Annotated in this window: 14 protein-coding genes, 1 tRNA gene and 2 pseudogenes; 16 read left to right on the top strand and 1 reads right to left on the bottom strand. The window is 72.1% G+C overall.

Annotation, left to right across the window (positions count from 1 at the left end):
• Positions 1–125 precede the first annotated feature (125 nt).
• The 3 genes and pseudogenes from B7C62_14945 to B7C62_14935 all read left to right on the top strand — a co-directional run bounded on the left by B7C62_14945 (position 126) and on the right by B7C62_14935 (position 1319).
• The gene (locus tag B7C62_14945; protein ARF77171.1) at positions 126–332 is read left to right on the top strand and encodes a hypothetical protein; all 207 of its coding nucleotides are present in this window, start codon (positions 126–128) and stop codon (positions 330–332) included.
• 103 nt (positions 333–435) lie between these two features.
• The gene (locus B7C62_14940; GenBank protein ARF73417.1) at positions 436–768 is read left to right on the top strand and encodes a pilus assembly protein TadE; all 333 of its coding nucleotides are present in this window, start codon (positions 436–438) and stop codon (positions 766–768) included.
• Between the two features lie 143 nt (positions 769–911).
• Positions 912–1319: pseudogene (locus tag B7C62_14935) on the top strand (hypothetical protein).
• 240 nt (positions 1320–1559) lie between these two features.
• Here the strand turns inward: B7C62_14935 and B7C62_14930 are convergent.
• Positions 1560–4037, bottom strand: a complete 2478-nt coding sequence (locus tag B7C62_14930; protein ARF73416.1) for a DEAD/DEAH box helicase — start codon at positions 4035–4037, stop codon at positions 1560–1562.
• Positions 4038–4116: 79 nt separating this feature from the next.
• Here B7C62_14930 and B7C62_14925 point away from each other — a divergent pair, with 79 nt between their 5' ends.
• The 13 genes and pseudogenes from B7C62_14925 to B7C62_14865 all read left to right on the top strand — a co-directional run bounded on the left by B7C62_14925 (position 4117) and on the right by B7C62_14865 (position 23358).
• Positions 4117–4470, top strand: coding sequence for an anti-sigma B factor antagonist (locus tag B7C62_14925; GenBank protein ID ARF73415.1), 354 nt, complete (start codon positions 4117–4119; stop codon positions 4468–4470).
• Between the two features lie 257 nt (positions 4471–4727).
• A complete protein-coding gene (locus tag B7C62_14920) occupies positions 4728–5180 on the top strand; it encodes an anti-sigma regulatory factor (protein ARF73414.1) in 453 nt (150 codons plus the stop codon).
• 459 nt (positions 5181–5639) lie between these two features.
• A complete protein-coding gene (locus tag B7C62_14915) occupies positions 5640–8087 on the top strand; it encodes a sodium-translocating pyrophosphatase (GenBank protein ID ARF73413.1) in 2448 nt (815 codons plus the stop codon).
• Positions 8088–8336: 249 nt separating this feature from the next.
• Positions 8337–9296 (top strand): RNA-binding protein, encoded by a 960-nt coding sequence (locus tag B7C62_14910; GenBank protein ARF73412.1) that lies wholly within the window; start codon positions 8337–8339, stop codon positions 9294–9296.
• 246 nt (positions 9297–9542) lie between these two features.
• Positions 9543–10184, top strand: coding sequence for a small secreted protein (locus B7C62_14905; GenBank protein ARF77170.1), 642 nt, complete (start codon positions 9543–9545; stop codon positions 10182–10184).
• 189 nt (positions 10185–10373) lie between these two features.
• Positions 10374–11918 carry a transferase gene (locus tag B7C62_14900; protein ARF73411.1) on the top strand — a complete coding sequence of 515 codons (1545 nt, stop codon included), beginning with the start codon at positions 10374–10376 and terminating at the stop codon, positions 11916–11918.
• A 590-nt stretch (positions 11919–12508) separates the two neighbouring features.
• Positions 12509–13170 (top strand): annotated as a pseudogene (locus B7C62_14895) (ABC transporter).
• Positions 13171–13321: 151 nt separating this feature from the next.
• Positions 13322–13519, top strand: a complete 198-nt coding sequence (locus B7C62_14890; GenBank protein ID ARF73410.1) for a hypothetical protein — start codon at positions 13322–13324, stop codon at positions 13517–13519.
• Positions 13520–13799: 280 nt separating this feature from the next.
• The gene (locus B7C62_14885) at positions 13800–16685 is read left to right on the top strand and encodes a DNA topoisomerase I (protein ARF73409.1); all 2886 of its coding nucleotides are present in this window, start codon (positions 13800–13802) and stop codon (positions 16683–16685) included.
• 159 nt (positions 16686–16844) lie between these two features.
• Positions 16845–20174, top strand: coding sequence for a dTMP kinase (locus B7C62_14880; protein ID ARF73408.1), 3330 nt, complete (start codon positions 16845–16847; stop codon positions 20172–20174).
• Between the two features lie 174 nt (positions 20175–20348).
• A complete protein-coding gene (locus B7C62_14875; GenBank protein ARF73407.1) occupies positions 20349–21563 on the top strand; it encodes a DNA polymerase III subunit delta' in 1215 nt (404 codons plus the stop codon).
• Between the two features lie 76 nt (positions 21564–21639).
• Positions 21640–23172: a proteinase gene (locus B7C62_14870; GenBank protein ID ARF73406.1), complete on the top strand. Its 1533-nt coding sequence runs from the start codon at positions 21640–21642 to the stop codon at positions 23170–23172.
• Positions 23173–23281: 109 nt separating this feature from the next.
• Positions 23282–23358 (top strand) — tRNA-Thr (locus B7C62_14865).
• The last annotated feature ends 45 nt before the right edge of the window (positions 23359–23403 follow it).

The raw sequence follows: 23403 nt of genomic DNA, 5'->3' as shown, positions 1-23403 counted from the left end.
TTCTGTTCGGACGTCCGAGCGTTGTCGATCGATGCCCATCGGGGGATGAAATGAACAAGAAGAAGTTCACGGAACGAGCGGTACAGGCAGCCGGCGCACCCTGCCGGGCACGGCGCTCGACGCGGTTGCCGGACTGGCCGTCGACGTGGTTCGCGCGGTGGTCGGCGAGGCCGGGCCGACCGTCCGATTCCGGAATGACAACTTCCGAATACGCGGTCGGCACGATCGCGGCATGTGCCTTCGCGGCAGTGCTCTACAAGGTGGTGAACAGCGGGCCGGTGCTGTCGGCCTTGCAGTCCCTGGTCGAGGGCGCGCTCGATGCGAAGTTCTGAGACCGGGGCCCGGGACCGGGGCGGAACCCGGGCCGGGAGACGAGCAGGAACCGGAGGGCGAGCCGGAAGCCGAGCCGGAGTTCGGTGCCGGGACAGGGGAGCGGTGACGGCGGAGGCGGCCGTGGTCATCCCGGTGCTGGTGGCCTTCGCCATGGCGTGGCTCTGGGCACTGGTGGCTGCTTCCGCCCAGATCCGGTGCGTGGACGCGGCCCGGGCGGGGGCCAGGGCCGCGGCCCGTTCGGAGCCGGAGGCGGCGGTGCTCTCGGCCGCGCGTGACGCGGCGCCCCGCGGGGCCCGGGTCGCGGTGCGGAGGGCCGGAGATTTGTGGCGCGTCACGGTGGAGGCCCCGACTCCGGGCCCGGCGGCGCTGGCCCTGACGCTGAACGCCGAGGCGGCGGCCCTGGCGGAGGACTCGGTGGGAGGTGCCGGGCCGTGAGGAGAGGGGACGTGCAGGACCGGGACCGGCACCGGGGCTGGGGCAGAGGCCGGGGTCGGGAACGGGGCCAGGGCTGGGATCTGGACAGGAGGCGGGGCAGGACCTTGGGCCGGGGCGGGGGGAGCTGCTGGGGCAGGGCCTGGATGCGGGGCAGAGACCGGGGCCGGAGCTGGGAGCGGGAGGGGGAGTGGGGTCGGGAGCTGGATCGGGGTGTGGCGACGGTGTGGGTGGCTGTCACGGTGGTCGCCCTGTGCGGGGTGTTCGCCCTCGTCCTCGCCCTGGGGCAGGCTGTGTCCGCCCGCCACAGGGCGGGTGGGGCCGCGGACCTGGCGGCCCTCGCGGCGGCCGACCGCGCGCTGGAGGGGGTCGAGGCCGCCTGCGGGGCAGCGCGGCGTGTGGCGGCGGCGCAGGGGGCTGTGATCGTCCGCTGTGCCGTGCAGGGGGAGATCGCCGATGTGACCGCCCGGGCGCGCTTCGGGCCCTACGAACCCGCCGTCAGGTCCCGGGCCGGTCCTCCGCTTTCCGGGCCTCCCGGGCTGTCTGGGCCCGTGCCCGTGCCCGTGCCCGCGCCTGTGTCCGCGCCTCCGCCGTCCGATCCGATGCCCCCTGACCCTCCGATGCCCCCTGGCTCTCCGATACTTCCTGGCCCTCCGGAGCCTTCTGGCTTTCCGGAGACCCCAGTTCCCCTGGCGGCCCTTGGAACTTCGGTGGCCCCAGCTCCTCCGATGCCCCCTGGCCCTCCGGAGACCCCAGCTCCTCCGGCGGCCCCTGGATTTCCGGAGGCCCTGGCTCTACGGAGATCCCCGGACCTCCTCCGGCTCCGGGGGTGCCGCCCTGAGGAGTTCGGTGAGGAGGCGTACGGCTCCGCGTTTGTGCAGGGGGTCGTTGCCGTTGCCGCACTTGGGGGACTGGATGCAGGAGGGGCAGCCCGCCTCGCACTCGCAGGAGGCGATGGCTTCGCGGGTCGCCGTCAGCCACGTACGGGCGGTGCGGAAGGCGCGCTCGGCGAATCCGGCGCCGCCCGGGTGGCCGTCGTATACGAAGACCGTCGGCAGCAGGGTGTCCGGGTGCAGCGGTATCGAGACCCCGCCGATGTCCCAGCGGTCGCAGGTGGCGAAGAGCGGAAGGAGGCCGATCGAGGCGTGCTCGGCCGCGTGGAGGGCGCCGCCGAGGATCTCCGGGTTGATGCGGGCGGCGTCGAGCTGGTCCTCGGTGACCGTCCACCAGACGGCGCGGGTGCGCAGGGTGCGGGGAGGCAGGTCGAGCTTGGTCTCGCCGAGGACCTCGCCGGTGATCAGTTTGCGGCGGAGGAAGGAGACGACCTGGTTGGTGACCTCGACGGAGCCGTAGCAGAGCCGCCCCTGGCCCCAGGGGATCTCGGTGTCGGTCTCCAGGACGGAGATGGCCGTGGTGTCGCGGGCGACGGTCGAGTACGGGGGGTCGGCCTGCTCGACCAGGGCGACGGAGTCCTCCAGGTCCAGCTTCCGGACCAGGTGGGTGCGGCCCTGGTGGAGATGGACGGCGCCCTCGTGGACGGCGGTGTGGGCGGCGGCCGCGTCGACCGTGCCCAGCAGTCGGCCGGTGCCCTCCTCGACGATCTGGACGGGACGGCCGCCCCCGCCCCGGATGTCGGTGAGGTCGGCGGCCCGCTCGCGGCGGGTCCAGTGCCAGCCCGAGGCCCGCCGACGCAGCAGCTTCGCGGCCTCCAGCTGCGGCAGCAGCTCGGGCACGGCGGGTCCGAAGAGCGCGATGTCGGGCTCGGTGAGGGGCAGTTCGGCGGCCGCGGCACACAGATGGGGGGCCAGGACGTAGGGGTTGTCCGGGTCCAGCACGGTCGACTCCACGGGCTGCCGGAACAGCGCCTCGGGGTGGTGCACCAGATAGGTGTCCAGCGGATCGTCCCGGGCCACCAGGACGGCCAGGGCGCCCTGCCCGGAGCGGCCCGCCCGCCCCGCCTGCTGCCAGAGGGAGGCCCGGGTGCCCGGATAGCCGCAGATGACGACCGCGCCGAGGCCGGAGACGTCAATGCCGAGTTCGAGGGCGGTGGTGGCTGCCAGACCGAGGAGCTCGCCGGAGTGCAGGGCCCGTTCCAGGGCGCGGCGCTCCTCGGGGAGGTAGCCGCCGCGGTAGGCGGCCACCCGCTTCGGCAGCGAGCGGTCCACCTCCGCGAGGCGCTCCTTGGCGATGACCGATATCAGTTCCGCGCCGCGCCGGGAGCGTACGAAGGCGACCGAACGCACTCCCTGGACGGTCAGGTCGGTGAGCAGGTCGGCGGTCTCGGCCGTGGCGGTACGGCGTACCGGGGCGCCCTTCTCGCCGTGCAGGTCGGTCAGCGGGGGTTCCCAGAGGGCGAAGACCAGCTCGCCGCGCGGGGAGGCGTCGTCGGACACCTCCTTGACCGGCAGACCCGTCAGCCGCCCGGCGGCGACCGAGGGGGCCGCCGCCGTGGCGGAGGCGAGCAGGAAGACCGGGTCGGCCCCGTAGCGGGCGCAGAGGCGGCGCAGACGGCGCAGGATCTGGGCGACGTGGGAGCCGAAGACACCCCGGTAGGTGTGGCACTCGTCGATCACGACGAAGCGCAGCGCGCGCAGGAAGGAGGACCAGCGGGGGTGGGACGGCAGAATCCCGCGGTGCAGCATGTCGGGGTTGGTCAGGACGTAGTTCGCGTACTGCCGCACCCATTCGCGTTCCTCGACGGGGGTGTCGCCGTCGTAGACCGCAGGCCGGACGGCGTTGCCGAGGGGAGCCGCCAGCGCCTTCACGGAGCGCCGCTGGTCGGCTGCCAGGGCCTTGGTGGGGGCGAGGTACAGGGCGGTCGCCCCACGGCCGTTCGGGGCCTCGGAGCCGTCCAGGAGGGTGCTGAGGACCGGGGCGAGGTAGGCGAGCGACTTGCCGGACGCCGTACCGGTGGCGATCACGACCGATTCGCCGTCCAGCGCGTGCTCGGCGGCGGTCGCCTGATGAGCCCACGGATGGGCGATCCCGGCCTTTTCGACCGCCGAGATCACTTCTGGCCGGATGCGATCCGGCCAGATGGCATGGGTTCCCGATCTGGGGGGCAGGTGCTCCGTATGAGTGATGCGCGCGGCCCGGCCCGCCCCTGCGGCGAGCCGGTCGAGGATCATGTCGGGAGAGGGGCGCATGTCCCCACTCTCGGGTGGTCGTCCGGGACGGTGATTCTTGGCCATCGGCACCGAGTGTGTCACTGGCGTGACGGACAATGGTCCCAAGGCGTCGTGCATGGCTGCTGGTAAGTGATTGAATGCCATCGCGGCTGGCGATCCGTCCCCTGGCCTCCGTCGGGGAGACCGAGGGGCGACCGCTCGATAGCAAGGTGCTGGAGGATCCGTGGACCTGTCCCTGTCGACTCGCAATGTGTCCGGGCCTGGTGGCGACCGTACGGTCGTCGAGGTCGGTGGCGAGATTGATGTGTATACCGCGCCCAAGCTGCGCGAGCAGTTGGTCGAGTTGGTGAATGACGGCAGCTACCACCTGGTTGTCGACATGGAAGGTGTCGACTTCCTCGACTCCACCGGCCTCGGCGTGCTCGTGGGCGGCTTGAAGCGTGTCCGGGCCCATGAGGGCTCGTTGCGCCTGGTCTGCAACCAGGAGCGCATTCTCAAGATCTTCCGGATCACGGGCCTGACCAAGGTGTTCCCGATTCACACCACGGTCGACGAGGCTGTCGCCGCCACCGACTGAGGTCGGCTTCGGCCGGCCTCCGGGCCGGCCGGTCAGGCAGTGGACGGACCGGCGGCAGCAGCACCTGGGCCGCGACGGGCAGGCGGTCGGCCTTCGGGCCGGCTGTCGGCTTCGTCGATTCCGCCGGTTTCCGGAAGAGAGAAGAGATCCGTCGGCTTCCGGAAGAGAAGAAGCAGGGTGCCGGCGGAGAAGATCAGGGTGCCGGGCTCAGGCCCGGGGCCTCTGAGGCGTACGCCCGAACGTTCGAGGGGGATCGCATGGCCACCGTTGAACTCCGCTTCAGCGCCCAGCCTGAACATGTCAGGACGGCCCGCCTGGTGGCGGCCGCCGTGGCGCGCCGGGCCGGCGTCGACGAGGCGGTGCTCGACGAGGTCAGGCTCGCCGTCGGCGAGGCGTGCAGCCGTGCCGTGGGGCTGCACCGCAGTCACGGCATCACCGCGCCGGTGAGTGTGGCGCTGATCGAGGAGGAGAAGGCGTTCTCCATCGAGGTCGGCGACGGCGTTCCCGGTCCCGGGAGCGACCCGGCCGGGCCGGGAGCGCGCGGCGGCGCGCCCGGGGGCCCGGACGAGCCCGAGAGCGAGGGCGCCGAGGACGAGATGGGCCTCGCGGTCATCAGCGGTCTCGTCGACGACGTGGAAGTCCGCTCCGGCGCGGGCGGCGGAACCATCCGTATGAGCTGGCCGACGGCCCTTGCCGCGGTGCGCCCCTGAGGCGGCTCGGCTGCGGCGTATGCCGTCCTGCACGGCGTGAGCCCGTAACGCGTTGAGCTCCTGGGGCAGGGCGTGAGCCCGTACGTCCTGTGGGTGGGCTTCGGGGCGGTGCCCGGTCACTTCCTGGGGTGCGCGGCCGCCCCCTGTACGTGGGCTGTGCGGGGTCGTCGCTGTCCCGCTCGTGCTGCTTGTTTTTCCGGCCCTGCTGAGCAGGGCCTTTCTTGTGCGGCCCCGTGCGGCCCCGTGCGGCCCCGTGTGATCCCACCTGATCCCGCCTTATCCCGCGTGATTTCTTTCGCGTAATGCGCCTTCCCCATTACTGCATTCGGGGAGAATTCCTCCGTCGATCTTTCGGCGTTGGGGGGAGTGCGATCAATTCTCTTCCCGACCACTGTTTTGATCCCGTTCCGCTCCCTACAATCCGTCCACGTCTTGAGCGCTGAGCGTCAAGGAGGACGTATGGCGGAGTTCCTCACCACCCCCATGGCCACCCCCCTGGCCGAACCGATGCGAGAATCCGCACTTTCCGACCGGCCCGCCGCTCTCGCGGCGGCGGTACTCACCGACGACAACCGGCTGATCGTCATCGTCGTGGCGGTCGTGGCCGTCGCCGCGCTCATCGTCGCCCGGCTGCTGGTGCGCCAGGTCCTGGCGGCGGGCGAAGGCACCGAGCGTATGAAGGAGATCGCCGCGGCGGTCCAGGAGGGCGCCAACGCCTATCTGGCCCGGCAGCTGCGGACGGTCGGCGTGTTCGCCGTCGTCGTGTTCTTCGTGTTGCTGGTGCTCCCGGCCGACAACTGGTCACAGCGCGCGGGGCGTTCGCTCTTTTTCCTCGTGGGCGCGCTTTTCTCGGCCGCGACCGGATACATCGGTATGCGGCTCGCCGTACGGAGCAATGTACGTGTGGCCGCAGCGGCGCGTGAGGCGACTCCGGCAGAGGGAGAACCGGAAAAGGATCTCACCACCGTCTCGCACCGGGCGATGAAGATCGCTTTCCGTACGGGCGGCGTGGTCGGAATGATCACGGTGGGGCTCGGGCTGCTCGGCGCCTCCTGTGTGGTGCTCGTCTACGCGGCCGACGCGCCCAAGGTGCTGGAGGGATTCGGCCTGGGCGCGGCGCTGATCGCCATGTTCATGAGGGTCGGCGGCGGGATCTTCACCAAGGCCGCCGACGTGGGCGCCGACCTCGTGGGCAAGGTCGAACAGGGCATCCCGGAGGACGACCCGCGCAACGCCGCCACGATCGCCGACAACGTGGGCGACAACGTCGGGGACTGCGCGGGCATGGCCGCCGACCTCTTCGAGTCGTACGCCGTGACGCTCGTCGCCGCACTCATCCTCGGCATGGCCGCCTTCGGCGACTCCGGTCTGGCCTTCCCCCTGATGGTCCCGGCGATCGGCGTCGTCACCGCGATGATCGGAATCTTCGCGGTCGCCCCGCGCCGCGCCGACCGCAGCGGGATGACCGCGATCAACCGGGGCTTCTTCGTCTCCGCGGTGGTCTCGCTCGCCCTGGTGGCCGTCGCCGCCTTCGCCTACCTCCCGTCCTCGTACGCCGAACTGAGCGGGGTCACCGACGACGCGATCGCCGGGCACGGCGGCGACCCCAGGGTCTTCGCCCTGGTCGCGGTGGCCATCGGCATCGTCCTGGCCGCGTTGATCCAGCAGCTCACCGGCTACTTCACCGAGACGAAGCGGCGCCCCGTCCAGGACATCGGGAAGTCCTCGCTGACCGGCCCGGCGACCGTGGTGCTGGCCGGTATCTCCATCGGCCTGGAGTCGGCCGTCTACACCGCCCTGCTGATCGGCCTCGGCGTCTACGGGGCGTTCCTCCTCGGCGGTACGTCGATCATGCTGGCGCTCTTCGCGGTGGCGCTCGCCGGAACCGGGCTGCTCACCACGGTCGGCGTCATCGTGGCCATGGACACCTTCGGACCGGTCTCCGACAACGCCCAGGGCATCGCCGAGATGTCCGGGGACGTCACCGGAGCCGGGGCCCAGGTGCTCACCGACCTGGACGCCGTCGGCAACACGACCAAGGCCATCACCAAGGGCATCGCCATCGCCACCGCAGTCCTGGCGGCGGCAGCGCTCTTCGGCTCCTACCGCGACGCCATCGCCACGGCGGTCGCCGACGTGGGGGCCGGGGCGGGGGATCTGGGGCTGAGCCTGGACATCTCCCAGCCCAACAACCTCGTCGGCCTGGTCCTCGGCGCGGCGGTCGTCTTCCTCTTCTCCGGGCTTGCCATCAACGCGGTCTCCCGGTCCGCCGGAGCCGTCGTCCACGAGGTCCGGCGGCAGTTCCGCGAGCACCCGGGGATCATGGACCGTACGGAGAAGCCGGAGTACGGGCGCGTCGTCGACATCTGCACCAAGGACGCCCTGCGCGAACTGGCCACGCCCGGGCTGCTCGCGGTCCTGGCGCCGATCGCGGTCGGCTTCACCCTCGGGGTCGGCGCGCTCGGCTCGTACCTCGCGGGCGCCATCGCCACCGGCACCCTGATGGCGGTCTTCCTCGCCAACTCCGGCGGTGCCTGGGACAACGCCAAGAAGCTCGTCGAGGACGGGCACTACGGAGGCAAGGGCAGCGACGCGCACGCCGCGACCGTGATCGGTGACACGGTCGGCGACCCGTTCAAGGACACGGCGGGCCCGGCGATCAACCCGCTCCTCAAGGTGATGAACCTGGTCGCGCTGCTCATCGCTCCGGCGGTGGTGCAGTTCAGCTACGGAGCGGACGCGAACCCCTGGGTACGGGCGCTGGTGGCCGTCTTCGCCATCGCGGTCATCGTCGGCGCGGTGTACGTGTCCAAGCGGCGCGGTATCGCCGTGGGCGACGACGACAGCGGCTCTCCGGGCGGTGGCGGCCCGGCGGTCCCGTCACCGGACCCCGCGGCGGCCTCGTAGGGGCGCGGGCCGACGGGCGGAGGGGGGCGACTCCCTGGTTCCGTCGGCCCTGCCCGTCACGGGGGCGGGCGATCAGGACCGGAATCCACTGGGGACCGGCATCTGCTCGGGCCTGGCCTCTGCTCGTGCCCGGAATCCGCCCAGCCCAGAGCCCGCTCAGGCCCGGAACCCCGCTCGGGCCGGACCCGGAACCCGCCCAGGCCCGGGAATCTACGCTGGGCACTCCTTCCGTCCCGTCCGAGGAGCAGTGTGCCACCGGCCTTCGTCCACCGGATCACCAAGTACGACCCCGCCGACCGCGACGAGCACGGTCACTACACCGGCACTGAGGACACGGCCGGCGACTGCGGGCCTGCCGAAGCGGCGTACCTGGCGGCGGTCTCCGCCTTCGCGGAGGAGTCGGGCGTCGACCGGCTGGAGATCCGTGATCCCGAGGTCAGGGGCTTCGTCCACTTCGGGGCGGAGCCCCCGGTCGCGGGGCACGGCCTCGGCGGTCTCTTCCCGCCCGACCTCACCGGCTACCACGACGGGGCCGAAGTCTCGCTCCCGGTCGCCCTGGAGCTGGTCCGTGCCATGCTCCGCGACCAGGGTGCCTGGTGCCGTCTGGAGGCCGGGGACGCGTTCACGGTGCACGTCGGGTGGGACCAGTACGTGTACGTGGGCAGCGACCGGTCCTGCGCGGGCGCCGTGGCACGTACCAGGGAACTCGGCCTCTTCCCGGAACCGCTGACGGCCTCGCCCTACGCGGCCGAGTCCGATGAGGCGGAAGTGACGGAGCCGGCCGACGCCGGGTTCTGGACCCGCGTGCGTACCGCGCCGGCCTCACGGCATGCGCTGCTCCTCGAGGAGAACCACGTACGCAACGCCGCATGCTGGCACCGCATCACGCCGGAGAACCTCGACACCGTACGCGCCGGTCTCGGCCCGCGCGCCCTGCTGAGGGTCTGGCCCGACCTGACCCCGGACGTCGGGGCCGTCCTGGCAGCCCTGTCCGACGAGGAGGAATCCGTCGAGTTTGTCTGGGAGGCGCAGGACGGAACCATCAGCCACGTGATCGTCGATGACACCGGCACCGGCCACCGGGAGCTGGCCGCCCGGGTCGCCGACGCCCGGGCCGCCTGTGTCCTGCCCTTGTCCTACGACGGACACCGCCCGCTGCTCTGTGCCGTCCTGCCGGACAGCGACGGCGTACTGCGCGCCCGGTGGTGACCCGGTTCGCGCGCCGTTCACGCCGGCGGGCGCCGGCGGGCGCCCGCACGGTGAAGCCGCCCTTCCGGTCCAACCGGCCGGGCTCAGCCGCCGTACGCGTGCCTGAATTCCGGGCCGAGTGGCATCTCCCTCATTTCCTTTGATGCAAATGGCTTCAAAAGGGTGCATATCTGACAGTTGGCACCCGGATGGAGTCCTCGTGGCGTGTAAGTTCCGGGGCCGAGAGCCTTGGAAGGGGTCCATCCGGTGAACAAGAAGCTTGCGGCCGTACTGTCCGGCGGTGTGGTACTCGTACTGACGCTGTCGGGCTGCAGTGACGACAGCGAGGAGAAGCTGAACGCGTGGGCCAAGGATTTCTGCGGCCAGATCCAGCCTCACCTGGAGAAGAACGAGGCGGCCAACGCCGCCATCAAGCAGAAGACCGATGAGAACAGCAAGCCCGCCGAGGTCAAGAAGACCGACTCGGAGGCGTTCCAGCAGATCTCCGCGTCGTTCAAGGCGCTGGCCGCGGCCCTGGAGGCGGCCGGTCCGCCGCCGGTCGAGGATGGCGAGACCAAGCAGAAGGACGCCGTACGGGAGCTCAACGCCTCCTCCAAGTCCTACATCGAGCTGAAGGCCAAGGTCGACGCCCTCCAGACCAAGGACCAGGCGCAGTTCGCCGATGATCTGAGGGAACTCGTCGGGGAGATGGCCACGGTCGGCAACAGCGGTGCCCAGGCGCTGAAGAAGCTTCAGTCCGGTGACGTCGCTGTCGCGATGTCGAAGGAGAAGGGCTGCCAGAAGACGAAGGCGTCGACCGGGGCCGCCAGCCCGTCGGGCTCCAAGGCTCCGGAAGCGGATGCGGAGGCGACTCCTTCGGCTTCGGCGACGGAGGAGAAGAAGGCGTGAGCGCGTAACGCGTAGACGCGGTGGCTTGTAGACAACGCGTAGCAGCGTGACGGCGTCGTTCGGCCCGGACTCCGTCCGTCCGCCCCGCCTCCGTCCGATGTCGCTCGTCCACCCCCCGTTCAGCCCGGTCCGGGCCTCGCCGGAGCCCGGACCGGTGCCGTTGTCAGTGGGAGCGGACACAATGGTCGGGTGAGTACGACCAGGCTTCCCGCACCCGACCACACCACCGGCCTCCGCGAGGCCCTGCTCGCCGCGGACTTCACCGCCGACGGGCTCCTCGACCGGCTCGGCGCGTCCGCCTACGCCGCGCTCGCCCGCAGCGAGACGGTCCCCGCCCTGCGCGCCACCCGGGGTGTCTCGCCGCTCGACACGCTGGTGCGGCTGTTCCTCCTCCAGCGCCCCGTCCCCGAGGCGCAGGCCCGTGCCGCCCTGCCGCTGGAGGAGTGCGTCCGGGACGGCTGGGTGACCGTGGCGGACGGCCTGGCCCGCGCCACCGTCGACGTACGGCCGTACGGCGGGCCGGACGGTCAGGACTGGTTCATCGTCTCCGACCTCGGCTGCGCGGTCGGCGGTGCGGGCGGGATCGGCTCGCGCGAGGAGGGCGTCGTCCTCGGGGTCGGCGGGGCCTCCACCACCCTCGCCTCCATCACCGTGCGTACGCCGGTGGCCTCGGCCCTCGACCTCGGTACGGGCTCCGGAATCCAGGCGCTGCACGCCGCCCAGCACGCGACCCGGGTCACCGCCACGGACCTCAACCCCCGCGCCCTGGAGTTCACCCGGCTCACCCTCGCCCTGTCCGGCGCCGCCCCCGCCGACCTCCGTGAGGGTTCCCTCTTCGAGCCGGTGGGCTCGGAGACCTTCGACCTGATCGTCTCCAACCCGCCGTTCGTCATCTCGCCCGGCGCCCGGCTCACCTACCGGGACGGCGGCATGGGCGGCGACGACCTCTGCCGCACCCTGGTCCAGCAGTCCGGGCACCACCTGAACGAAGGGGGGTACGCCCAGTTCCTCGCCAACTGGCAGCACGTGGAGGGCGAGGAGTGGCAGGACCGGCTCCGCTCCTGGGTGCCCGCCGGGTGTGATGCCTGGATCGTCCAGCGCGAGGTCCAGGACGTCACGCAGTACGCCGAGCTGTGGCTGCGCGACAGCGGCGACCACCGCAGCGACCCGGCCGCGTACGCGGAGCGGTACGAGGCGTGGCTCGACGAGTTCGAGGCGCGCGGGACCACCTCCGTCGGCTTCGGCTGGATCACCCTGCGCAAGTCCGCCGCCGCGGCCGCGGGGAACCCGTCGATCGTCGTCGAGGAGTGGCCGCACGCCGTGCAGCAGCCGCTGGGCCGGGCCGTGCAGGAGCACTTCGCCCGCCAGGACTATCTGCGCGACCAAGACGACGCCGCGCTGCTCGCCGGGCACTTCACCCTCGCCGCCGAGGTCGTGCAGGAGCAGGTGGGGCTGCCCGGCGCGGAGGACCCCGAGCATGTGGTGCTGCGTCAGCACCGCGGGATGATGCGGGCGACGAAGGTCGACGCGGTGGCCGCCGGGTTCGCCGGGGTGTGCGACGGTTCGCTGCCCGCCGGGCGGATTCTGGACGCCATCGCCCAGCTGATGTCCGAGGACCCGGTGCTCCTGCGCGACCGCACCCCGCAGGCGATCCGGCTGCTGGTCGAGGAGGGCTTCCTGGAGCCGGTGCCGGGGGCCGTCCCCGGGACCGTTCCGGGGGAGGGCCTCGGGTGACGTCGGCATGATCCGGATCGAGTCGGCCGAAGCCTCGCTCGGGACCCCCGGATCGCCGTCGACCCGCTGCGGGACGCGTTCTGCGGCACGCACCTGGCGCTGCCGCAGCGTACGCCCTCCTGGCCGTACGAGCACGGGGTCGTCCGGGCCCGCGAGGTGCTGCGGGACGACGAGCGGCCCCGGCCGCCGCGGCTGCTGACCCACGGGCCGCGCGGCTTCCCGGACTCCCCGCTGCCCCGGCCGGTCGGCGCCCCGTCCGTCGAGGCGGAGCTGGACACCATCCGGACCGCCCCGGCCGACACCGTACGGGCGGGTGTGCGGGAGCGGTACGCGGGGACGCAGGACCACCCGTTCGTACGGCCGTACGGGGACGGTCCCGAGGGCGCCTGCGCCATGCTCGCCGAGGCGTACGTGGCCTACTGGGAAGGCGCGCTGGGGAGGTGCGCTGGCGCAGCACTGGCCCGCCGTGCGTCGGCTCGGCGGCCCCCTCACCGCCGCCGGGCCCGCCGACCGGCGGGGCCTCGCCCCGAGCACGGTTTCGCAGCACCTCTCGGTGCTCGTCGGCCGCCTGAATCGCCGTCGGCCGCCGCCTGCCTGAGTCGCCGCCCAGCCGCCCAGCCGCCAGCCGCCAGCCGCCAGCCGCCAGCCGTCTGATCACCGCCAGCCGCCTGATCGTCGGCGGCGGAGCCCTCTCGTACCGGGCGCTGTTCAACTGGACGACTCAACTGGACGACGCCATTCATGTTCATCGGCACCTTGCTGGTCGGGCTGCTGCTCCAGCTCCTCTTCTTCGGCCACCTCGGCCGGGAGATCCAAGTGGCCGACGGCCACTTCTCTCTGCTGGGCAACGCGGTGTTCGTCGCCTCCACCTCCTGTGTCCACGGGGGCACGTTGGCGATCTCCGACGAGCGCCGGTACGGCACCCACCGAGCTGTCCTCCTCAGGCCCCGCCACCGGGCTCCGCTCCGGATCGGCCGGGCCCTGCCCCATGTCCTCAACGGCCTTCTCATCAGCGCCTTCACGCCCACCGCCGCTTCCTCTCCCGCTCGGCCCGCGGATTCCGCTCGAGGCCCTGCCGGGGCTCGGGGCGGTGCTCCTCGCGGCGGCCGCCGGGTGCTCGGCGTTCGGCCTGGCGCCGGGGGCGCTCGGGCTCCGCTTCCGTGATGTGTTCCTGATCTCCCATGTGGCCGGATCTGTACTGCTTCTGGCCGTCCTCGAGCGGGGCAGCCGTCGGCGCGAGCCTGACGTCGTGTGACGGCCCGGGTACTCCCGGTGGGTGGGTGTTGTTCACCCGGGGTTCGTGTCGGCGATGCCCCGGGGTGGCAGCCTCCCCCGTAACCGGGCGAGGTCGCGGCCTCCCCGTGACCGGGCGGTGCGGCAGGAGCGAGGGGTACGGGCAGGGCATGGAGAGCGTCGCAGCAGTCTTCGCCGGTACGGCCTTCGGGCTGTTCGGTGCCGCCCTCCTCGTCTGGACCGGGGCGCGCGCCCGGCACCGCGCGCCGGTGCTGCACGGTGTGAGCCCCGTCGCCTCCACCGCACTCACGACACTTTTCGGCGTAGTTTTCCTCGCCCTCGGCGTGTGGTGCTTCACGCTCCTCTGATCCCCGCCCCCGCCGGGGCCGCGCCCGGGTCGGGGGTGCGCCGGACGATCACCGTCACCACCTCGGATATCCGCGGGCACGGCCTCCGTACGACGCGGACCCGACGGTCCGGGCGGCAGGAATGGCGGAAGTCGGGTTACCGTTCGAGTGGCCGTTGCGGGCTTTTGCCGTTTGACACGGGGGCGGGTTGTACCGTCACACTCCGCAGCGACAGCACCGCGGGAAGCGTCTCGACGCTGCCCGGATGCCCATCGAGTGTCGACCGGAGAGAAGAGCGAAGTTGTCCCCGACCAGCGAGACCGCACAGGGCGGCCGCCGACTCGTCATCGTCGAGTCGCCTGCCAAGGCGAAGACGATCAAGGGCTATCTCGGCCCCGGATACGTCGTCGAGGCGAGCGTCGGGCACATCCGCGACCTCCCGAACGGCGCGGCCGAGGTCCCGGACGAGTACACCGGCGAGGTCCGCCGCCTCGGGGTGGACGTCGAACACGACTTCCAGCCCGTCTATGTCGTCAACGCCGACAAGAAGGCCCAGGTCAGGAAGCTCAAGCAGCTGCTGGCCGAGTCCGACGAACTCTTCCTCGCCACCGATGAGGACCGCGAGGGCGAAGCCATCGCGTGGCACCTCCAGGAAGTCCTGCGGCCCAAGGTCCCGGTCCACCGGATGGTCTTCCACGAGATCACCAAGGACGCGATCCGGTCCGCCGTCGCCAACCCGCGCGAGCTCAACCAGCGCATGGTCGATGCCCAGGAGACCCGCCGCATCCTCGACCGCCTCTACGGCTACGAGGTCTCGCCGGTCCTGTGGAAGAAGGTCATGCCGAAGCTGTCGGCGGGCCGTGTCCAGTCCGTCGCCACCCGGCTCGTCGTCGAGCGGGAGCGCGAGCGCATCGCCTTCCGCTCCGCCGAGTACTGGGACCTGACCGGCACTTTCGCCACCGGCCGTACCGGTGACGCCTCCGACCCCTCGACCCTGACCGCCCGGCTCAGCGCGGTCGACGGCCGCCGGATCGCCCAGGGCCGCGACTTCGGCCCCGACGGGCAGCTCAAGCCCGGCTCCGCCCAGACGCTGCACCTGGACGAGGCGAACGCCCGCGCCCTGGCCGCCGCGCTCGCCGACTCCTCCTTCGCGGTCCGGTCCGTCGAGTCGAAGCCGTACCGCCGCTCCCCGTACGCCCCCTTCCGGACCACGACCCTCCAGCAGGAGGCGAGCCGCAAGCTGGGCTTCGGGGCCAAGGCGACCATGCAGGTGGCGCAGAAGCTGTACGAGAACGGCTTCATCACCTATATGCGTACCGACTCCACGATCCTCTCGGACACCGCGGTCTCCGCGGCCCGGGCCCAGGTCACCCAGCTGTACGGGGCGAACTACCTGCCCGAGAAGCCGCGTACGTACGCCGGGAAGGTCAAGAACGCGCAGGAGGCGCACGAGGCGATCCGCCCCTCCGGCGACCGCTTTCGCACCCCCGCCGAGACCGGGCTCACCGGCGACCAGTTCCGGCTGTACGAGCTGATCTGGAAGCGGACCGTCGCCTCCCAGATGAAGGACGCGACCGGCAACTCGGTCACCGTCAAGATCGGCGGCCGGGCGAGCGACGGCCGGGACGCCGAGTTCTCCGCCTCCGGCAAGACGATCACCTTCCACGGCTTCATGAAGGCGTACGTTGAGGGCGCCGACGACCCGAACGCCGAGCTGGACGACCGCGAGCGGCGGCTGCCGCAGGTCGCCGAGGGCGACGCGCTCTCCGCCGAGGAGATCACGGTCGACGGGCACGCCACCAAGCCCCCGGCCCGCTACACCGAGGCATCGCTGGTCAAGGAGCTCGAAGAGCGCGAGATCGGCCGCCCGTCGACGTACGCCTCGATCATCGGGACGATTCTCGACCGCGGTTACGTCTTCAAGAAGGGCACGGCACTCGTCCCGTCCTTCCTCTCCTTCGCCGTGGTCAACCTGCTGGAGAAGCACTTCGGCCGGCTCGTCGACTACGACTTCACCGCCCGTATGGAGGACGACCTCGACCGCATCGCGCGGGGCGAGGCCCAGTCCGTGCCGTGGCTGAAGCGTTTCTACTTCGGAGCCGCCGCCTCCGGTGACGACCCGGCCGGCGCGGGCTCCGCGTCCGACGCGGGCAACGGCGACGGCGACCACCTCGGCGGGCTGAAGGCCCTGGTCACCGACCTCGGCGCGATCGACGCCCGGGAGATCTCCTCCTTCCCCGTCGGCAACGACATCAAGCTCCGCGTCGGCCGCTACGGCCCGTACATCGAGCGGGGCGAGAAGGACGCCGAGGGCCACCAGCGCGCCGACGTGCCCGAGGACCTGGCGCCCGACGAGCTGACCGTCGAGCTGGCCGAGGAGCTGCTGGCCAAGCCGAGCGGCGACTTCGAGCTGGGTACGGACCCGGTCAGCGGCAACCAGATCATCGCCAAGGACGGCCGCTACGGCCCGTACGTCACCGAGGTGCTGCCCGAGGGGACGCCGAAGACCGGCAAGAACGCGGTGAAGCCGCGGACCGCCTCCCTCTTCAAGTCCATGTCCCTGGACACGGTCACCCTCGCCGACGCCCTCAAGCTGATGTCGCTGCCGCGTGTCGTCGGTGAGGACGCCGAGGGTGTCGAGATCACCGCGCAGAACGGCCGCTACGGCCCGTATCTGAAGAAGGGCACCGACTCCCGGTCCCTCACCTCCGAGGACCAGCTCTTCGACATCACCCTCGAAGAGGCCCTCGCGATCTACGCCCAGCCCAAGCAGCGCGGCCGGGCCGCCGCCAAGCCGCCGCTGAAGGAGCTGGGCACCGACCCGGTCAGCGAGCGGCCGGTGGTGGTCAAGGACGGCCGCTTCGGCGCGTACGTCACCGACGGCGAGACCAACGCCACCCTGCGGACCGGCGACAGCGTCGAGGAGATCACGCCGGAGCGCGGCTACGAGCTGCTCGCCGAGAAGCGCGCCAAGGGACCCGCCAAGAAGAAGACGGCGAAGAAGGCCCCCGCGAAGAAGGCGACGGCCAAGAAGACGGCCGCGAAGAAGACGACGGCCACCAAGACCACGGCCGCCAAGAAGACCGCGGCGAAGAAGACGACCACCAAGAAGACGGCCACAAAGAAGACGACGGCAGCTGTGAAGAAGGCCGCCTCGGCTTCCCCGTCGCCCTCCTCGGAGGACTGACCGGCTCTTGTCCGACGTACTGCTGCTGCCCGGCACCTGAAGGAAGGTGCCGGGCAGCAGCAGTACGTCACGGCCCTGAGGGAGCTGGCCGGAAGTCATCTGCGGCCATATGTTCGGACGGGCCGACAGCCACCGCTCCGCTGCCGATAGGCTGGGCGGATGACGCGAGCCGAGCAGCCAACGGTCGTGAGCCCCACCTCCGACACACTTGCCGCAGACTCACGCGAGCGCGCCGTACGAGCCCTGTTGCGTGTTCCCCCGCTGAAGCGGTTGTGGAGCGCCCAGCTCGTCGGCGGTATCGGCGATGCACTCGCCCTTCTCGTGCTGGTGCTGTTGTCGCTGCAAGCAGCGGTCCTGGAGGGCTCATTCGGAGCCGGATACCGCGGGGCGGCCTTCGCCGTCGCCGCCGTGTTCGGTGCCCGCATCCTGTCCACCGTGCTCTTCGGAGCCGTACTCCTGGGGCCTTTGACATCGCTCACGGCACCCGGCGGGAAACTGGACCGGCGCTGGCTGATGATCGGGACGGACGCGCTGCGGCTCGCCCTGCTGATCGTCGCCCCGCTGTGGATCAGCTGGGTGCCGGACAAGGCGCTCATGATGATCCTCATCACCGCCTTCGTGACCGGCGCGGCCGAGCGCCTGTGGACGGTGGCCAAGGAGAGCGCCGCCCCGGCGCTGCTGCCCGCCCCGCCGATCGAGGGCGCCGCCGTCCGTCCGCTTCCCGACCACCTCGACTCCCTGCGCAGGCTGTCGCTCCGTACGGACTTCCTCGCCGTCCCCGCCGCCGCGGTGGTCCTGGTGGCCGCCACGCTGATCGGGAAGCTCCTCGGCACCGGCCTGGAGTGGTTCTCCTTCCACCAGGCGGCCCTGGGGTCGTATGTCGCGGCCGGTCTGTTCATGGCCTCCATCTCGACCCTGTACTTCCTCGAACTGCCCGGCACCCAGACCCCCCGGCCGCGCTCGCCCCTGGAAGGGCTGCGCCGCCCCACCCGCGACGGCCGCCCCGACAAGGGCCGTACGGGCGCGCTCCCGCTGACCGTCGCCGTCTGCGCGGCCGTCGCCGGAGCGATCGCGGCAGCCGCCGCCGTATCCGTCCTGCACGCCTACGACCTGGGCGGCGGACCCGCCACGTTCGGGCTGCTGATCCTCGCGCTGACGGGCGGCACCGCCCTCGGTATCCGTACGGCGCAGAAGGTGCTGCCCACCCTGTCGCGGCGGCGCCTGCTCGCGCTGGCCACCGCCGTCACGGGCATCGCGCTCCTCGCGCTCGGCCTGGTGCCGGACACGGCGACCGGGATCGCGATCGCGCTGCTGGCCGGTTACGCGGCCGGGGTCGCCGCCAGCACCGGGCACGCGATCATCGACCAGGAGACCGAGGCGTCCCGGCAGGCCCGGACCACCGAGCACCTCCAGGCCCTCGTCCGGGTGCTCGTCGCGCTCGGCGCGGTCGCGGGCCCGCTGCTCGCCGCCGCGATCGGACAGCACCGGCTGGCCTCCGCCTCCGGTGACTTCGTCTTCGCCCACGGCGGGGCGGCCTTCACCCTGATGCTGGTCGGTGCGCTGCTGCTGCCGCTCGCCGCGATCGTCGTCGCGAAGACCGACGACCGGGCGGGCGTACCGCTCCGCCGCGATCTGCGCGAGGCGCTGCGCGGCGGCGACCCGGCCGTCGCGCCCGCCGCCACCGGCTTCTTCCTCGCCCTGGAGGGCGGCGACGGAGCGGGCAAGTCCACCCAGGTCGAGGCGCTCGCCGACTGGATTCGCGCCAAGGGCCACGAGGTCGTCGTCACCCGCGAGCCCGGGGCCACCCCGGTCGGCAAGCGGCTGCGGTCGATCCTGCTGGACGTCGCCTCCGCAGGGCTCTCCAACCGCGCCGAGGCACTGCTGTACGCGGCCGACCGCGCCGAGCACGTCGACTCCGTGGTCCGCCCGGCGCTGGAGCGGGGCGCGATCGTCATCTCGGACCGCTACATCGACTCCTCCGTCGCCTACCAGGGCGCGGGCCGCGACCTGGCCCCGACCGAGATCGCCCGGATCTCCCGGTGGGCGACGAGTGGCCTCGTACCGCATCTGACGGTGCTGCTGGACGTCGACCCGCAGACCGCGCGGGAGCGGTTCACGGAGGCGCCGGACCGGCTGGAGTCGGAGCCGGCGGAGTTCCACGAGCGGGTCCGGTCCGGGTTCCTGACCCTGGCCGCCGCCGACCCGACGCGCTACCTGGTGGTGGACGCCGGGCAGGAGCCCGAGGCGATCACCACGGTGGTACGCCACCGGCTCGACCGGCTCCTGCCGCTCTCCGAGGCCGAGATCGCGGCCATAGAGGAGGCGCGGCGCAAGGCCGAGGAGGAGGCCCGGCGCAAGGCGGAGGAAGAGGCCGCCCGCAAGGCCGAGGAGGAGCGCCTGGAGAAGGAGCGCCAGGAGCAGCTCGCCCGGCTGCGCGCCGAGGAGGAGGAGCGCAAGCAGCGCGAGCTGGAGGAGGCGCGCCGCCGCGAGGCCGAGCGCCAGGCGGAGGAGGCCCGGCAGCGCGCCGAGGAGGCCCGCCGCAGGGCGGAGGAGGACCGCCGTCGGCTGGAGGCCGAGGAGCGGGCCCGAGAGGCCGAGCAGGAACGCCTCCGCAAGCAGGCCGAGGAGGAGGCCCGGCAGCGCAAGGAGGCCGAGGCGCTCCGCCTGGAGAAGCAGCGCAAGGCGGAAGAGGCGCTGGTCCGGGCCGAGGAGGCGCGGCGCCGTGCGGAGGCGGAGGCGGCTGCCCGTACGGAGGCGGCGCGGGCCGAAGCCGAGCGGGCGGAGGCCGAGCGGGCGGAGGCCGAGCGGGCTGCTGCGGCTTCTCGTGACGCCCATGGTTCTCGTGACCCTCGTGGTTCCGGTTCTGAGGCGTCGTCGCGGTCGGAGGGGTACGGGCCCACCGTTCCGGAGAACGAGCTCACGGTGCCCACGCCGATCGTGAACCCGAACGAGATCACGCAGCCGGTGCCCACGGCGCGTCCGGAGGGCGACGATCCGTCCGACCGCCGTTCTTCCGCTTCGGGTACGGACGCGGGTTCCGGGTCGGGGGCGGGTTCCGGGGCTGGTTCTGGGGCCGGTTCTGGCTCCGGTTCCGGTTCCGGGGAGGACGAGACGGCGATGCTGCCGCGCGTCACGGACGAGCGGCCGGGCCGGGACGCGCGCGACGTCGACGAGACGGCCGTACTGCCGCCGGTCCGCGGTGGCCGCCCCTCCGACCGGGTGCCCCAGGGGTTCTTCCGGGACGAGGCCCCGGCGTCCCCGCCGGCGGAGAGCGAGAACGAGCGCACCCGGGAGCTGCCGCAGATCGAGGACCCGCAGGCGGCGCCCCCGGCCGGTGACGCGTCCCGGGGCCGCCGGACCAAGCGCCCCCGTCCGGACTGGGCCGAGGAGACCCCGCTGGACGATCTGCCGACACTGGCGGACGAGCTGCTCGGCGGGCACGAGGACGACGACCCCAGGGGAGGCCGGGGCCGCCGCCCGCGCGGCTGACCCGTACCTGCCCGGAGCCCGGCCCGTCCGCCCTTGAGGGGCGGGCGGGCCGGACTGTCAGTGGCGTCCCCCACAATGGAATCTGCCGTGGACGCCCGCCACGGCATCCGACGACGGCGAACGACGGAAGCCGCCGCGCGTCTCCGCACGACACCACCGGAAGGGCGGTGACCCATGACCGTATGGGACGACCTGGTCGGACAGGACCGAGTGAGGGAACAGCTCGCCGCCGCCGCCAGGGACGCCGATGCGCTGGTCACGGCCGTTTCCGACGGCAAGCCGCAGGAGCTCGAGGCGCAGGGCTCGAAGATGACGCATGCCTGGCTGTTCACCGGACCACCGGGTTCCGGGCGGTCCACCGCCGCCCGGGCCTTCGCCGCCGCGCTCCAGTGCACCAGCCCGGACCGGGCGCTGGGCGGGGAGCCGGGCTGCGGCTTCTGCGACGGCTGCCACACGAGCCTGATCGGTACGCACGCCGATGTCCAGGTGATCCGTACGGACCTGCTCTCCATCGGTGTGAAGGAGACCCGCGACCTGGTCCGCCGCGCCCAGCTCTCCCCGGCGGTCGGCCGGTGGCAGGTCATCGTCATGGAGGACGCGGACCGGCTCACCGAGGGCGCGGGCAACGTGCTGCTGAAGGCGGTGGAGGAGCCCGCGCCGCGTACGGTCTGGATGCTGTGCGCCCCGTCGCTCGAGGACGTGCTCCCCACGATCCGTTCCCGCTGCCGCCACCTGACCCTGGGCACCCCGCCGGTGGAGGCCGTGGCGGATGTGCTGATCCGCCGTGACGGCGTCGACCCCGAGCGGGCGCACTCCGCGGCGCGGGCCACCCAGGGCCACATCGGCCGGGCGCGCCGTCTGGCCACGGACGAGCGGGCGCGGGCGCGGCGGGCGGCGGTGCTCAAGGTCCCGCTGCGGGTCGCCGATGTCGGCGGCTGCCTCAAGGCGGCCCAGGAGCTGATCGACACGGCCACGGACGACGCCAAGCAGATGGCGGAGGAGGTGGACGCCAAGGAGACCGAGGACCTCAAGGCGGCGCTCGGCGGGGTCGCGGGCGGCCGGATGCCGCGCGGTACGGCGGGGGCGATGAAGGAGCTGGAGGACAAGCAGAAGCGCCGCAGGACGCGGACCCAGCGCGACAGCCTGGACCTGGCGCTGACCGAGCTCACCGGGTTCTACCGCGATGTGCTGGCGCTCCAGCTCGGTTCGCGGATCGCCATCGCCAATGTGGACGTACAGGACTCCCTGGACCGGATCGCGGAGTCGTCGACGCCCGCGCAGACGCTGCGCAGGATCGAGGCGGTGATCGCGTGCAGGCAGGCGATGGACCGCAATGTGGCGCCGCTGCTGGCGGTGGAGGCGATGACGATGTCGCTGAGATCGGGCTAGGGGCGTTTGGGCCGACTCCTTCACCCGATTGAGCAGGGAATCGGACGACTCGTCACCCGCCGGATACGCTCCCAGGATGAAGACCAGGCGCCTGCTCCGTACCTTCGCCATCGGGATCGGCACTGCCGGCCTGCTCGTCTCCGGCTGCAGCGGCGGCGGCTCGTCGCCGAGCGCCTCCGCGACCGGCACGGCCGCCCCCGAGGGGCTGTCGTCCTACTACGCGCAGAAGCTGAGCTGGCGCGACTGCGGGGTGGAGGGGTTCGAGTGCACGACGATGAAGGCGCCGAGGGACTACGGCAAGCCGGGTGACGGCGACATCGACCTCGCCGTCTCCCGCAAGAAGGCGACGGGCCCCGGCGAGCGGATCGGCTCGCTCCTGGTGAACCCGGGTGGCCCCGGCGGCTCCGCGATCGAGTATCTCCAGGGGTACGCGGCGCTGGGCTACCCGGCCCAGGTCAGGGCGCGGTACGACATGGTGGCCATCGACCCGCGCGGGGTGGCCCGCAGCGAACCGGTGGAGTGCCTGACGGGCAAGGAGATGGACGCCTTCACGCAGGTCGACCAGACACCGGACGACGAGGCGGAGGTCCGGAAGCTCACCGCCGCCTTCGAGAAGTTCGCCCAGGGCTGCGAGAAGCGGTCCGGCGAGATCCTCCCGTACGTATCCACCGTCGACACGGCCCGTGACATGGACGTGCTGCGGTCCCTGCTCGGCGACGAGAAGCTGCACTACGTGGGCGCCTCGTACGGAACGTTCCTGGGCGCCACGTACGCGGACCTCTTCCCGGAGCGGGCCGGGCGCCTGGTCCTGGACGGCGCGATGGACCCTTCCCTCCCGGCCGTCGACATGAACCGCGACCAGACGGCGGGCTTCGAGGGGGCGTTCCAGTCCTTCGCCGCCGACTGCGTCAAGCAGCCGGACTGCCCGCTGGGCACGACGTCCACCGCCGACGCGGCGGCCGAGCTGAAGCAGCTCTTCAAGGACCTGGACGCGAAGCCGATCCCGACCGGCGACGAGGACCGCAAGCTCGGCGAGTCCCTGGCGATCACCGGGGTGATCGCCGCGATGTACGACGAGGCGGCCTGGCCCCAGCTCCGCGAGGCGCTGGAGGGCGCCCGGCGCAGCGACGGCTCCGGGCTCCTCTCACTGGCCGACAGCTACTACGAGCGCGGCCCGGACGGCAACTACGCGAACCTGATGTTCGCCAACGCGGCCGTGAACTGCCTCGACCTCCCGCCCGCCTTCGACGGCCCCGACGCGGTGGAGAAGGCGGTCCCGGACTTCGAGAAGGCGTCCCCGGTCTTCGGCCGCGGCTTCGCCTGGGCCTCCCTGAACTGCGCCTACTGGCCCACCGAGGCCACCGGCACCCCTCACCGCACCGAGGCGAAGGGCGCCGCCCCGATCGTGGTGGTCGGCACCACCCGCGACCCGGCCACCCCCTACAAGTGGTCCCAGTCCCTCGCCGCCCAGCTCGACTCCGGCACCCTGCTCACCTACGACGGCGACGGCCACACGGCGTACGGCCGGGGCAGCGACTGCATCGACACGGCGATCAACACCTACCTCCTGGAGGGCACCCCGCCCCCGAACGGCAAGAAGTGCCGCTGACCACCCCTTGACCTGCACAGACACCTCCGGGAGCGGCCGGTACGGAGCACCCCCGGAAACTGTGTAGACTTGGCCCCGCTGCTGATCGCACCATAGTGCGACAGGGCGTGCCGCCTTAGCTCAGTTGGCCAGAGCAACGCACTCGTAATGCGTAGGTCTCGGGTTCGAATCCCGAAGGCGGCTCCGTGGTGAAACCCCAGGTCGGGCCTCTGACCTGGGGTTTCTTGTTTT

This window comes from Kitasatospora albolonga, from assembly GCA_002082585.1.
GTDB lineage: Bacteria > Actinomycetota > Actinomycetes > Streptomycetales > Streptomycetaceae > Streptomyces > Streptomyces stephensoniae.
Note: the sequence above shows the minus strand (reverse complement) of the source record. Positions and strands in the feature narration are given on the sequence as shown.

Coding starts and splice junctions, on each gene's coding strand:
- B7C62_14930 (ARF73416.1), bottom strand. CDS start 4,037: ATGGCATTCAATCACTTACCAGCAGCCATGCACGACGCCTTGGGACCA.
- B7C62_14920 (ARF73414.1), top strand. CDS start 4,728: ATGGCCACCGTTGAACTCCGCTTCAGCGCCCAGCCTGAACATGTCAGG.
- B7C62_14915 (ARF73413.1), top strand. CDS start 5,640: ATGGCGGAGTTCCTCACCACCCCCATGGCCACCCCCCTGGCCGAACCG.
- B7C62_14890 (ARF73410.1), top strand. CDS start 13,322: ATGGAGAGCGTCGCAGCAGTCTTCGCCGGTACGGCCTTCGGGCTGTTC.
- B7C62_14880 (ARF73408.1), top strand. CDS start 16,845: ATGACGCGAGCCGAGCAGCCAACGGTCGTGAGCCCCACCTCCGACACA.
- B7C62_14875 (ARF73407.1), top strand. CDS start 20,349: ATGACCGTATGGGACGACCTGGTCGGACAGGACCGAGTGAGGGAACAG.
- B7C62_14870 (ARF73406.1), top strand. CDS start 21,640: ATGAAGACCAGGCGCCTGCTCCGTACCTTCGCCATCGGGATCGGCACT.